Consider the following 13,866-nt stretch of genomic DNA (forward strand, 5'->3'; position numbering starts at 1 on the left):
CAGGCCCTCTCGTTCTTGTGGTTGCTTGTGTTCTTTGGGAATAGCGGTTCAGAGGTAGCTCGCCGTCTTGCTGCCGTTGGGGCCGAGCACGGTCTTGCCCACCACACCGTAACCGGCCTGCACGTTCACATGCAGCCTGGTCTCCAGGTAGCTGCCTTCGTCGGCCACCCAGGTGTAGATCGTGATGTCGTTCTCGTCTGCGCGATTGCCCGCAGGTTCGAAACCGATGACCGTCGTCAGTTGGGTCAACGACATGCCTTCGGTCACCACCTCGTAGGCGGCGTAGAGGTCTTTGGAGCGCGGCTCATCATTGCCTCCACCGCAGGCCGTCAGAAGCACGCCAGTGGCAATCAATGAAAAAAACTGACGCTTGGAGCAATAAGTCATGACAGAAAAGAGAAATACCAAGTTTTCGAAAAAACCAAACTGATCGGATGCTGGCTGGCGCCCACGTTGGCCGTGTCGGGGATGCGCGCGTACAGCGGGCTGTCGCTGTTGCTGCGCTGCGGGTTCCAGCCGTAGCTCACCTGCCCCGCCGCGTTGGCTTCGGCATGGGCTGAATTGCACAGAAGACTGAATAAACACAGCAGACCCGGCAAGACTGAGGAAGCCTTGAACATCAACCGCACACGCGCACTTATCACCAGATGAAATGCTGACTGAGCGCTGGGTGCGTTTGATTGTGGGAGCATGGCCTTGGAGGTCACTTAGATTCGTTTGCGTTTATGTCTTTGCAGAATGCATGCAAAAATGGCTTCTCGGAAATAGCGCGGCGCCATGAAATACAGGAAGAGTTGACCCTATTAAAAGAAAGAGACAAGACCTGACCCTGAAGGCCTCGAGAATCAATGCAATGAATTTAACAAGCAAGGCAGAGGACTATCAGGGTAAAATAAATCGGACAAAGTCAGACTATTACAAGATAGTCACACTGCGCAAAAACCCTCAGCCGCCAAAAGAATCATCTCATTTTTCTAAATCTCTAGCACCCCTTCATCGCGTGAGCAGATTTACAGTAGCGACCGCAGCACATTCCCAGATTAACTAGGAATTTTTCCGCCGAGACACCTCCAACATCAACCCTGCCAAATCCAGGTTGTAATGTTTTTTGCTCGGTCGAACCATGAGATACTCCAACGAGGAAAGCCGCCGCAGTGGAAGCAGATCTCCACCACAAACATCAACATCCATCAGCACCAAATATTTCAATCCCAAAAGTGACACAACCCAATCAATCCGATCTAAGCGAGCAGATTTCGTGATAACCAATTTCTCCAAGCATTGAAGTACATCTGGGATAACGATTTTATGAATATTTTTGGAGCTATCGATTTCGAGTTTTCTGAGAGCCGGCACGAACCCCAAACCACTCAAATCATGTAGTTTCGGGCAATATGCCAACCTCAGCTCACGTAGGGCTGGGAAGCAAATCAAAGACTCCAAATTTTCAAGCCGACGTGGAGAGGTTAGCTCCAGCGAGGTCAGCCCGGAAAAAACCGACAAAGAATTCAAGTCAGCAAAGGGGTAGCCGTCAATATATAAATTAACCACTGACGGCATGCTCTTACTCGGAAAAACTTGCCCCTTAATCACTCCAAATCTCAATTCTTTTAGCTTGATCAAACTCTCCACAACGGAAAAGTCAAAGCATCTACTTGAATATAAGTGCAACTGCTCCAAGTTTGGAAGACATTCAATACCCGCTAAATGAACCTCCGCTCCCTCTTCATCACTAACAAGTAACGCCTTCAATTCAGGAATTTCTTTGAGACACGACAGATCTCTGTCACAGAACCCCGCCCGCCGGGATACCATGACCCCATAAACATGTTCATTGCGGACGAGCCCCATCACCTCGTTAAAATTTGCGTTATTCAAAACCGCAAACCGATTTCCGCCGATCACTTCAATATTCTCACTCATCCTAGTAGTTCCTTCCTGGCGACGCACGTTGGTTGTAGTTATCAGGACTCTTATGACCACCAGGATCAGTCATCATCCTACGGTGCTCATCTTTGAAAGCATCTCTATCATTTTTTGCCGGAGTCCAGTCCACATCAACAAGCGGGTCATTGTTTTTGTCCGCGTGATAATTTCCGGATTTATTAGCTCTATCCCAATCACCTTTCCCGTGGTAGCGCTTGCCGGATTTAAATGTACATGTGTAGGAGCCGAACCCGTTATGCACCAACACCCCATCGTCGCCCACAAAGAAGGTATGCGCATTGGCCACCTCCAGGTTGAACACCGGGACTGTCTTCTTCTCGATGCGAATGTCTTCAATCGTGGCAATCCGTTCAGCTTGGTCGACTGATGCCGCTTCAGGCGGCTCGTCCCCGCTCCCCTTTAGCAGCAGCTGCCCGCCCTTCCTCAGCAGGATCGCGTCCCTCCAGCCCTCGGTCGTCTTGAACGGGTGACCTTCGGTCGCGGTGATGGTCTGCCCGCCCGCCATCGTGATGTGCACCAACGTCTGCTTGCGGTGGCTGGTGACAATGTCGATCACCTTTTCATAGCTCAGGCGCTGGTCCAGCCGCTTGCCTTCGCTGTTCTTGGCGCTGCCCGGCTCTTTCCACTCGGCCAGCGCCAACACCTCGTCTCCGGGTCTCAGGTCCTTGATCGCCTTGCGTTCGGTTCGGCCCAATTGCGCGTCTTGCGAGCTGGCGCCTTTGGGTTTGACATGGACCTCCACGTCGGCCGAAAAGCTGTTGCCGAACTTGCCGCACGGGTTGGGGATCGGCAGCATCTGAAACAGGCAATCGATACCACAGTCGATCGCGTTATCGCCCCAATTGACTGGACCGCAGGCGGCCATGTCTGCAAGGGCAGAAAAGGCATTGCACCCAAGGTTGCACAGCGCAAATGACGCCGGGTTAGGGGGCATTTTTTCCCCGGTCGGATCAGTGAAGCGGTGCGGCGCCGCACCGGCGTAGGCGTACAGGTTGATGCCGCCCTCGAACCCGATGGGGTCGCGGCTGAGGTAGCGCCCGGTGGCCGGGTCGTAGTAGCGCCGGTCGTTGTAGTGCAGCCCGGTCTCCGCGTCGAAGTACTGGCCGGGGAAGCGCAGCTGGTTGACCATGGCCAGGTTCGGGTCTGCGCTGGTGCTCACCGTGGCCTTGCCAAAGGCGTCGTACTCGCCCGCCCAGACCACGTTGCCCGCCTTGTCTGTGATGCGCTGGGGCGTTCCCAGCTGGTCGTTGTGGTAATAAACGTAGCGGCTGGCGCCCGCGTTGGCCGGGTCCGGGATGCGCGCGTACAGCGGGCTGTCGCTGTTGCTGCGCTGGGGGTTCCACCCGTAGCTCACCTGCACCTGCCCGGCCGCATTGGCTTCGGCCAGCAGGCCCCAGTCGCTGTGCAGGTAATGGGTGGTGCCGGCAGGCGTTTCCTTGCGGATGCGGCGGTCGAACGGGTCGTAGATGTAGCGGGCGATCAGCTGGTCTGCGCCGTCTCGCACCTCGCTCAGGCGGTTGAGCGCGTCCCAGGTGAAACGCTTGACGCCGGCCGCGCCGGCGATGGCGCTGTGGGTCTCGCTGCTGAGGTTGCCCGCAGCGTCGTAGGTGTAGGTGATGCTGCCGCCGCCTTCAGCCGGGCGCTGGGTGAGCTGGCCGACGTTGTCGTATTGCCAGGCGAGTGTGCCGGTGCGGCTGTGGGTGACGCGGTTGTTGTTGGCGTCCAGCGTGAAGGCTTCGCCGCGGCCTGAGAGCAGCGGGTGCTCGACCCGGACCAGCCGCCCGGCGTCGTCTTTGGTGTAGTCCCGGCTGGCACCGTCGAAGGTGCTGCGGGTCACGTCGGCGAGTTTGCCAAATTCGTTCTGCAGGTCGAACACGGTGGCCTGCGCGGGATTGAGCACCTGCAGCCGCGTGAGGTTCTGGTAGCCGTTGAAAGTCTTGCGCTGCACGCTGCCGCCGGGCAGCACGATCTTGGTGGGCTCGTACCACTGCCACTCGCTGACGCTGATGATGCCTTCGCCGGGGATGGTGACACTTTCCAGCTCGGCCGCCGCGTCAAAGGTGTAGCTGATGGTCTGGCCATCCGGGCCGGTGTAGGTCTTGGTCTGGCCGTTGCCGTAGTCGGTGTAGCTGTGGGTCAGGCTGAAACCGGCGGTTGCGCCATCCTTGCGGGTGAGGGTTTCGTTCAGCAGCCGGTCGGCGCCGTCGAAGGCGCTGACCGACTTGTATTCGGCGTCTTCCCACTCCAGCAGGTTGCCGGTTTTGTCGTAGCGGAAATCGATGGTGCGCGCGAGCGTGCCCTGGGCGTTGTACTGGCGCTGCTGGGTCACACGCCCGGCGTCGTCGTAACTGTAGACAGTTTTCTGGCCATTGGCCTGCTCGACTTCGGTGGCGCGTTCGGCGGCGTCGTAGCGGTAGTGGGTGGTGTGGCCCAGCGGGTCGATCTTGCTGACCATGAGGTCGCGCCGGTCGTAGGTGAACGTGGTCTTGCCATTGCGTGGGTCGATCACTTCGATCACGTTGCCGCGCACGTCGTGCACCAGACGCAAGGTGTTGCCCAGCGGGTCGCGCATCTGAGTGGCCTGGCCGTGCGGCGAGTACTCGTAGTAGTAGGTCTTGCCTTCGGCATCGGTGAAGGTCTTTCGACGCCCCACCTTGTCGTAGGCATAGCTCTCCACCCGGCCTTCTGGGCCAACATTGTCGCTACTGAGACTAACGAGGCTCCGTTCGTTGTATCGAAGGATCCGTTGAAACGTAGGGTAGCGGATCAGGCTGGCCAAACGGAAGTTCTTGTCGGTTCCATCGGCCTCGGCGTAGCCAAGCTCGTAGCTCTGGCTCTTGCCATCTGTGCCCTTGCTCAAACGGGCCAGCGCGTCGTATCCCAAGGCCATGCTCTTGCCCGCAGCGTCCTTGACTTGCGAGACCTGGCCCAGTGCGTTGTACTGGGTCTCGTAGATCTCGCCCAGCGGGTTGATGCGTTGGCTCAGCTGGTTGAACGGGTTGTAGCGCCACTGGTGGGTGCGCCCTTCTTCGTCCACCGCGCTGAGCATGTTGCCGACTTTGTCGTAGGCGATCTGCACCACGAAGCCCAGGGGGTCGACGGTGCGCACGGTGTTGCCGGCCGCGTCGTACTCATAGCGCCAGGTGTGGCCCAGGGCGTCGGTTTCGCTGATGAGATTGCCGGCCCGGTCGTACTGGAGCTGGTAGGCGTGGCCTTCAGGATCGGTGACGCGCTTGAGCTGGCCTTGCTCGTCGTATTCGCCAAGCCAGATGGCGTCGGGCGTGACCGTGCCATTGGGTTCGGTGCGGCCGACGTACTTGACTTCGGTGACCTGCCCCAGCGCGTTGCGCTTGAGTTCGATCACGCGCTGGTGCACCGTGCCCACGGCGCGGGTGATGGTCAGCAGGTTACCGACATCGTCGTGGGTGTAGGTGGTCCTAAAGCCCTCCTGGTCCACCCGTTCGGTGGGCTCCAGGTGGATGGCCGAGTAGGTGGTGCGGACACTGGCCCCGGTGGCATCGGTGACCCGGATGATTTGTTCGAATTCGTTGCGCTGGACCTTGGTGGTGTGACCGCGCGAGTTGGTGCTGGCCTCGATGCGTGCGCCAGAGTCGTACAGCATTTCATGGTCGGTCTTGCCGCTGGTGACCTGCCGCACCAGCTTGCCGATCCGGTTGTGGGTCAGTTCACGGCTCAGACGACCGGCCGCCGTGACCGGCCCGGTGATCTTGCCGTTGAACTGTTTGTTGACGTCGTCGTAGCTGAAGGCGTAGTCGGTCACGCCGCCGTCGGCCGCGGTGTGGCGGCTGACCACGCCGTCCTTGTAGGCCAGGCGCTCGATGCGGCCTTCGGCGTCCGTGATCTGGATGATGCGGCCCGCGCGGTCGTAGCCGTAGCGCGTGACGTGGCCGCGCACGTCGGTCACTTCGCTCAGGCGGTTGCCCGCGTCGTAGCGGTAGTGCACGCTTCTGGCGGGCAGGTCGCCGGCCAGCCCGCTGACCGGGTAGTCGCGCACTTCGGTGATCAGGTCGCCGGTGTAGTGCAGGGTGAAGAGCACGCGCCCGTTGGCGTCCACCGCCCCGAGCACCGCGCCCGCTTCGTTGCGCACCAGCCAGACGGGGAGCTGGTTGCGTTCTCCGTAGGCCACCACCTGGCCCTGGGTGTTGTAGTCGATCCAGGCGCCGCTTCTGTCACCCCAGCGGTAGCCTTTGGGGTTGTCCACCGGGCTGAGGGTGATGCGCCCGCTGGCCAGCTGGCCCGCCGCGATGATCGGCAGTTCCTTGACCGGGCGTTTCTCCAGCCACGAGCGGTTGCTGAAGGCGTAGCGTCCGCCTTCGCCCAGGTACAGCTCGTTGACGCGGCGGATACCTTCGAGTTCCTGGCCCTGGCTGTACATGGCGCCGCCGCCACCACCGGGGCCTCCTCCGCACAGACTGGGCCAGTCGGCGTTGACCCAGGTACCTGCGCCATAGCTGCTGCTCGACGCTTCGCCGCCGATCACGCGATTGAAGGGGGTGCTGCGGATGGGTTGTGCCGGTTCTGCCTCGAATTCGTAGCTGTCATTCTCGGCCACGCTGCCGTCGGACATGCCACTTCCCGCCGCAATGAACACCCGCTTGCCGCTGGGCTGCCAGTTTTCGTCCACCCAGACGGTGCAGCTGCTGTCGTCCGGCGGCGGGGGATCACGCTCGCAGTCCGGGGCGGTGGCCGGGTCGCATTGGCCCATGCTCGCCACGATGCCGCCGTCGGCCGAGCGTCCCCCGGTGAGGTTGCTCCAGCTCACCGACAGGCTCTCCCAGTGAGGGTTGAATTTCCACTCCCGGCCGTCCCAGTAACGCACCCAGCTCACCCCCCCACCCACGCTGGCAAGACTCAGGTCGGTGTGCGAGACGGTCGCGAAGCCGTTGGGCATCGTGACCTTGATCCCACTGCTTTGCGCAATGCCAGGCCGAATCCCTGGTGGGGCCTGCATCCCTTGAGCCTGCACAAGCGTTGACAGACCGAATGCCGCAACACAGCCGATCAAAGAAATCGTCGATCTGAGCAGTTGACCGATACCTGCGTCACGCATCCGAACAGCCTCCCGTTTGTCCGCCATGAAAGACGAAAGCAAGTTGATCATTGACATACATCCACACCATTTCTTATAGCAGTCACGCAGCGAGGGCCACCAGGCAGAAAGCTGGCGCCGCCACCACCGCCGGTCCCACCAGGACTCCCTCCACCCGAACAGCACTTGTTTCCGCACCAAGAGGTACAGCTCGGCGGTGACCAAGGTACGGGGGTGCTCCTCCCTGGTGGAACTGGGCACGTGCTGTTGCTGAACCGGAAGAAGTTGGTGGAAGTCGCCCCTTCGGAGGTCTCGCCATTGGCACACTCCGACTCGTATCCCACGGCTGTACCGTTGCTGTAATTGAAGCAGCCACCGCCGGAGGCGTTGGCACTGCTGGCCGAGCCTTCCAGCGACTGCAGAGCAATCACACGGTAGGGCAGCGTGACACGCTGCTTGGCACCCAGGGACTCGGGTACCGGCGCCAGGAATTCAAACCGGAAGTACGGATCGACCTTCGGCAGGGTCTGCTTGAGTTTGTCGGCACGAACCAGGCCATGATTGGTCAGGCTTAGCTCTCCGAAGTAGACGTCACCCGCGGCCATCGCTGGCAGGTTCACGCTGGAGGGTTGAAGCACGACTACAGCCGTTGGCACATCGGTCTCGAAGGTGGCCGTCAGTGTGATGTCGTAACGGTCCTCGATGGTGATTTCTCGAACGTTCCACTCCACCGTGATCACGTTGTAGTTAAGGAACACCGGCTGGTTCATCGTGATGCCGGGCTTGACCTGCAGGCGTCCAGAAACTTCCTGGTGGCTGTTGGCCTTGGCCTTGAACTGGTAGCGGCCGGCCGGCACGTTCTGGAACAGGGCTTCGCCCAGGTGGTCGGTCACCATCTCCAAAGAAATGGTCGACACCTCTTCGTTCTGCAACGTGATGGTGGCTCCCCGCAGGCCCTGGATGAGCTGGCCGTCCTTGCCGACCGTGGCGGTGTAGATGTCGCTGGCCTTGAAGAGCACATTGCCTTGGCCGCTCTGGCTGACGCTGGCGTACACCCGGATGGATTGCGCCGGCACGTTGTCGCCCACGACGTTGAGCCAGAACTCGTAGACCCCCTCGGCCACGCTGGCCGCAGGCGCGAACGACAGGTCCACCGTGCGCGTCTCGCCCACCGGCAGGCTGCCATTGGCCTGGCTGGCGATGGCCACCCAGGAGGGCACGGCGCTGCCGTCGGGCCGGCTCAGGCTGAACTGCAGGTTGATGGCTTCCTGTAGACCGCTGTTCTTGATGGCGACCGATTCGATCTGCGAGGCGCCCTGGGCCAGCCCTGTTTCCACGAAACCGGGTGTGCTCACCAGGTACGGCGTGGCTTCGGACAGGGTGTAGTCCACCCGGACGACGCCCAGCGGGGTGTTGGGACTTTCGTCGGCCACCACGTGGAAGATGAGCGCGCCACTGGGCTGGGCCTCATGGGTGGCGCTGAAGATGGCCGGGATATTGACCGTCTGGCGCTCGACCACGTTGACCGGGGCGTTCAGCTCCACCGTGACGCCCGCAGGGATCTGGCCGGTGGGCTGGTTCACGGCGTCCAGCGTCAGGCGCAGGTGAGTGGCCGAGGTGCCCGCACCCGCCGTGACCTTGAACGGGATGCTGAAGGGGTAGTTCTTGGGCAGGTTGAGCCTGGACAAGGCGGGCGACACCGTGACCCGGTTGATGGTGAAGTTGCGCTGCTCCGGCCGGTCGGTGATGTCGGGGTGCACCGCGCTGACCTTGAACAGGCCGGCGTCGGTGACCGTGGGCTTGAAGGTGTAGCTGAACACCCCGGCGCTGTCCGTCAGCACCTGGAAGCTGCGCTCGAAGCCCTGCTGGTTGAGCACCAGCTTGAGGCGGGCATTGGGCATGGGCGCCGCGCTTCTGCGCTCGATGGCGCGGCCCGTGATGACGATGTCCTGGTCGCCGAAGGAGCTGACCGGCGTGACGTTGGTGACCTCGCCGAAGTAGGTGGTTTCCCCCGACGAGACCGTCTTCTCCGAACCGCGGCCGGTGATCTGGATCTCGTCCGTCTGGCCGCTGTGGTAGCGCAGCTTGTCCACTTCCAGCTTGACCCGGATGCTGTTGGGGCTGGCGCCCGGCACGTTCAGCTCGAACACGTCGGACACATAGCTGCTGCCTGCAGGAATGCGGGCCACCGTCTGACCACTGGTCAAGGTCACCACGTTGGCGCCCAAGGACTGTTTGTAGGGCTGTGTGGCCAGCACGTTGCCGTCGGCATCCAGGATCTTGAAGCGCAGTTCGCTGGAGTGGTTGGCGCCGTTGCCGGTGGCGGTCAGCAGCTCAACGTCCACCTCGGTGGTGTTTTCAATGGTGAGCTTGACCTGGCCGGTGGCGCCGCGCGTGAACGATTCGGTGGACATGCCCACCACGAGAGCGCCCTCCCCCACCGCCACGGTCTGGTTGCGGGCCATGGTGACGGCAGGGCCGTCCTCCGGCGCCATGTCGATGCCCACCAGCGCTACTGGCGCACCGGGCAACTCGGCATAGCCGCCCACGACCACCGGCACCAGGCGGGTCTCGTTGGGCGCCAGGCTGAAGGCGCTGGAGCGGTGGTCCCTGAACTGGGTCGACTGCGCATCGACCGGCACACGCACCAGGGCGGTGACGCCAGACAAGGTCTGCGCAGAGGTGTTGGAGACCTGCACCTGGACCTTGTTCATCACACCCCGCAGCAGGGGCAGGCCGGATGCGATCTGGCTGTGCATGCTGGGCAGCACCACGGTGCTGGCCAGCTCGACACCATTGGCGTCCACGGTGGCCACCGTGTAGCGCCGGCCGCCCGAGGTGAACCCGGTGTCTTCAAACCGGGTGGCGGTGATGGGCGCCGGGGTGAGCAGCAGTTGCGCGTTTTCAGGGCCGACATAGACCTTGTAACCGGCGACGTTGCCGTTGGGCGCATTCCAGGACACGACCGGCAGCGCGTTGCCCAGTTGCTCCACCCGCAGGTTGCGCACAGGCAGCAGGCTGGCGTTGAGGTAGGCCGAGTTGGAGAGGGCCGACTCGTTGCCCGCGGCGTCAACAGCCGTCACCACATAGGCTCCCTGCGTGGGCGAGGGGCTGGTGTCGTAGGTCTGGTTCAGCTTGACTAGGTTCTTGATCGGCGTCAGCCCCTCGATGCTGTTGATGGCGGTGCCGCTGGCGCGGTACAGACGGTAGTGGTCGACCTGGCTGGCCAGCGGGGCCTGCCAGGCGGCGTAGATGCCCTGACCTGTGAGCGTGAGCGTGAGGTTCTGTGGCGCGCCCGGTGCGTTGGCGATGGTGGTGACGCTGACCGGCGCGCTCTGGCCCGAGAGGCTTTCCTGCCCGTTGACCTGCCGCACGGTGGCCACCGCGTAGTGGTAGAGGCCGTCGGCGGGCGTGCTGTCCTCGTACTGGGTGCCGGCGTTGCGCGCCAGCGCTTCCAGCGCCGGTTGACCCGGGGCACGGCGGTAGATCTGGTAGCTGCTCGCGCCTTCCACGGCTTGCCAGCTCAGACGGACTTTGCCGCCCGGTTGCGCCCGAGCGGTCAGCCCGATCGGCACGTCCAGCGGTGGCAGATCGCCCTGGTACACCTGGAACTGGTTGAACGCGACCACCTGGCTGGAGACGTTGTCCAGTGCGTCCCTGGCGGTGTGGCGGAAGCTCAGCGTCTCGGGCGCGCCCTGGCCTGCGTCGGCCGGCAGGGTGAAGCTGGCGCTGTAGGTGGTGGCGCTGGTGGCGCTGAGGCTCAGGTCCACCGCGGTGCGGCCGGCACCCGAGAGCAGGTAGCGCAGCTGGGGCGTGGCAGCCGGCGGCTTGCTGAAGGTGAACACCGCTCCCAGCGTCGGCGTGCCCTCATTGCGAATCGGCGCCGCGGGCGTCAGCACGATGGACGAGAGCACCGGCCCCTGGGTGTCGATCCGCAGGGTGGCACCGGCGCGAACCAGCGTGCCCCGGTTGCCCACGGCGTCCCGGGCAGAGAACAGGGCATCGGCCACACCGGAAGGTGTGTTGCCCGAGACCAGGAAGCTGCCCTGGTAGGCGGTGTCGCCCGTCTTGCTCAGGTTGACGGTGATGGGGCTGCCGCCCTGGGGCACCACCGACAGATAGGGTGTGGTCTGCAGCGGCTCGCTGGTGGTGAGCACCAGGTCCACCCTCCCCTGGCCGAAGGCGCCGGTCGCGGGGTCGGTCTTGCCCGAGGTGGTGTAGACGATGGACACCGCTTCGGGCGCCCTGGAGTCGGCGGTGGCACTGGCCGCGTTGGTAGGCTCCGACGGCGTCCCTGCGGCATTGACCGCCACCACACGGTAGGTCCAGGAGCCATCGCTGGGCGGGAGGTCCTCGTAGGTGTTGGCCGTGACCACGCTGCCATTGGCCTTGGTGGCCTCACCGATCAGCGCGAACGCTGCGGCGGAGCGGTAGACGTGGTAACCCACCACATTGGCGTCGGTCGAACGCGTCCAGGTCAGCCGGACCGGACCACCTGTGAGGGCCGCAGCCGCCAGGTTGGTCGGACCCGCGGGAACCGAGGTGTCGCGCGTGACCGTCACGCCCGCGGACAGGGCGCTGGTGCCGTGGGTGTTGCTGGCCTGGGCCTGGATCAGGTTGGCGCCGGGCTGCAGATCGATGGTCGTCGTGAATCGGCCGTTGCTGCCGGCCACCACGGCGGCACCTTGCACCTGACCGCCACGAAGAACCTGCACGCTGGCACCCGCCGGCGCGGTGCCGGACACCGTCAGGGAAGACAGTCGGGTCACGAGGCCGTTGGTGGGCTCCGAGAGCGTCGGAGCAGCGGGCGCCGCGTGGGAGACCGTCACCGAGTAGCTTTGCTCCGTGACATTGCCCAGCGAGTCCACCACCCGCACCGCCAGGGTGTGGCTGCCATTGGCCACTGCAGCAATGTTCAGCGCTGCGCTGAAGCTGCTGGTGCCGGTGGCAGCGGCGGCCACCACGCCATCAAGCAGCAACTCGGCACGGGCAATGCCGCTGCGGTCGCTGGCGGTGAAGGTCACCGAGCTGTTCGCAGAGATCACCGCCCCATTGGCCAGCGCCATCGAGCCCAGGCGAACGTTGCCGACTTCGGGTCCTTGCGTGTCGGGCCCCAGGGGCGTGCGGGCCAGGGTCACGTCAACGCTCTGCTCTGTGGTCCGCCCGACGTTGTCGGTGGCGACGGCGCGCAGGTTGTAGGGTCCATCGGCTTCGCCGTCGACGTTCCACGCGAAGCTGTACGGCGGCGACGCGTCGGTCGACCTGACGGTGCCATTCACATAAAACACCACTTGAGCAATGCCGCCTCCGTCGCTGGCGCTGGCCTCGATGCTGATCGACTGGCTGATCACGCTGCCGGCGGACGGGCTGCTGAGGGCCAGTTGAGGGGCCTCAGCGTCGATGCGAACCCCTCCCACCAAGCTGGCAGAAACGATGGTCCCTGCGGCGTTGCGGCACTGTGCGCTGACGGCCTTGAGTCCATCTCCAGCCGACAGGGTCAGCTCGGTCTGGGCTCGCTCATTGGTGAGCGACTGGAATGCCACGCCGGCAAAAGCGCCACCTTCGGCAACGCGGTACTCGCTGGCGTTGACGCAGACCACATCGAACAGCACATTGCGCTGGGCGTAGTAGGCCGACGGCTGGGCCAGCCGGAGGGAAGGGTTGAGCATGGGCGCCGCCGCGGTGGGCGCCCCATGGTCCACTCCGGTGCTCACCGCATCGCCCTGGCCTTGCGGGTTGCCCACGGTATCTCTGGCGCCGGAAGAGTGCCCCCACCAGTTGTTGCGGGCATTGAGGATCACACTGGGCGTCTGGTTGTTCACCCCCCAGACGCGGTTGCCAACGAACTGCGAACCGGTGATGGAGGCGGTGCCGCTGCCATTGGCCAGCAGACCGGTGCCATTGCGCAGAAAACTTGAGCCCGAGACCGCAGGCTGCGCGCCGTCCAGCAGGAACAGGCCGACATCGCTGTCGCTCACGTGGAGAAACTGAAGACCTGGACTCCATCCGCGAACCGTCACGGCTTCCCCGGCGTAGCGCACAGTCCATCCGTTGAGCGCAAAGCTGCCAAAGCCGCCTGCGGACTTTTCTATGCGCAGGCCACGCCAGTCGCCAGAGGCTGGCGTCTGGGCCGCGTGCGCAGAAGGTCCTGCGACGCTGTCGTCTTTCTGGCTGGTCAGCGTGACGTCTTTGCCGGGTACTAGGCGATCACGCACCACCAGTTGTGCGTCCGCACCGAACTTGATGACCACACCATCGTCGATCGTGAGCGTGCCACCTAGCACATGGGCCGACAGCAGAATGGCCGCCGCTGCAATCGCCGAGCGGCGAATCCAAGGGTTGGACATGGGAGCCATGAAGCGTGAAGTGAATGTGGATGTCATGGTCACGCCCTCAAGGTGCCACCGTCACCACCGCAGAGGTGGCGCTGAGCATGCCGGTACCGCTGGCCGTCACAGTGGTCGTGCCTGGGGCGACACCGGTGAGTTGGAGCGTGGACGTGTTGTTGCTTCCGGAAGCAATCGTTGCAGTCGCCGGAACCGTGGCCACACCGGGTGAGCTGCTGGTGAAGGCCACTGGCATCGGTGCAATCGCTGTCTGATTTGACGGATAGGCGGAGCCCGTCACCGACAGTCTCACGGAGAAGTTGGACTGCCCCCCCACGTTGGTGTTGGATGGCCCGCTGAATACCAGCTGAGGATCCACGGTGCGGATCGACAGGTCGGGCGCGGTGGTGTGTCCCGCGGCGGTGGCCGTGACGGTGGTATCGCCCACACCCACGCCAGTTACCTGGAATGTCACACTTGGACTGCCCGCCGGAATGGTGACGGTCGCAGGAACGGAGCAGACCGACGGTGCGCTGCACGCAA

The 13,866-nt window shown here is 63.1% G+C and carries 6 protein-coding genes; all 6 read right to left on the minus strand.

Annotated elements, in window-relative coordinates:
- Nucleotides 1-48 precede the first annotated feature (48 nt).
- Nucleotides 49-339, minus strand: a complete 291-nt coding sequence (locus HFL01S_RS23340; RefSeq protein WP_157539070.1) for a hypothetical protein — start codon at nt 337-339, stop codon at nt 49-51.
- Between the two features lie 44 nt (nt 340-383).
- Nucleotides 384-707: a hypothetical protein gene (locus tag HFL01S_RS25260; protein ID WP_157539072.1), complete on the minus strand. Its 324-nt coding sequence runs from the start codon at nt 705-707 to the stop codon at nt 384-386.
- Between the two features lie 337 nt (nt 708-1,044).
- Entirely contained in the window at nt 1,045-1,923 is an 879-nt protein-coding gene (locus HFL01S_RS25265; RefSeq protein ID WP_157539074.1) for a hypothetical protein, read from the minus strand.
- Between the two features lies 1 nt (nt 1,924).
- Entirely contained in the window at nt 1,925-6,859 is a 4,935-nt protein-coding gene (locus tag HFL01S_RS23345) for an RHS repeat-associated core domain-containing protein (RefSeq protein ID WP_066263437.1), read from the minus strand.
- Between the two features lie 206 nt (nt 6,860-7,065).
- Complete coding sequence (locus HFL01S_RS23350; RefSeq protein WP_066263440.1) at nt 7,066-13,344, minus strand: fibronectin type III domain-containing protein; 6,279 nt, start codon at nt 13,342-13,344, stop codon at nt 7,066-7,068.
- 46 nt (nt 13,345-13,390) lie between these two features.
- On the minus strand, nt 13,391-13,866 hold a 476-nt coding region (locus HFL01S_RS25270), incomplete at its 5' end, for a hypothetical protein (RefSeq protein WP_218008667.1).

Source organism: Hydrogenophaga flava NBRC 102514 (assembly GCF_001571145.1).
Classification (GTDB): domain Bacteria; phylum Pseudomonadota; class Gammaproteobacteria; order Burkholderiales; family Burkholderiaceae_C; genus Hydrogenophaga; species Hydrogenophaga flava.

What these genes read in the sequence shown, in the direction of transcription:
- HFL01S_RS25265 (WP_157539074.1), bottom strand. Translation starts at nt 1,923, where the DNA reads ATGAGTGAGAATATTGAAGTGATCGGCGGAAATCGGTTTGCGGTTTTG.
- HFL01S_RS23350 (WP_066263440.1), bottom strand. Translation starts at nt 13,344, where the DNA reads ATGTCCAACCCTTGGATTCGCCGCTCGGCGATTGCAGCGGCGGCCATT.
- HFL01S_RS23345 (WP_066263437.1), bottom strand. Translation starts at nt 6,859, where the DNA reads ATGCCCAACGGCTTCGCGACCGTCTCGCACACCGACCTGAGTCTTGCC.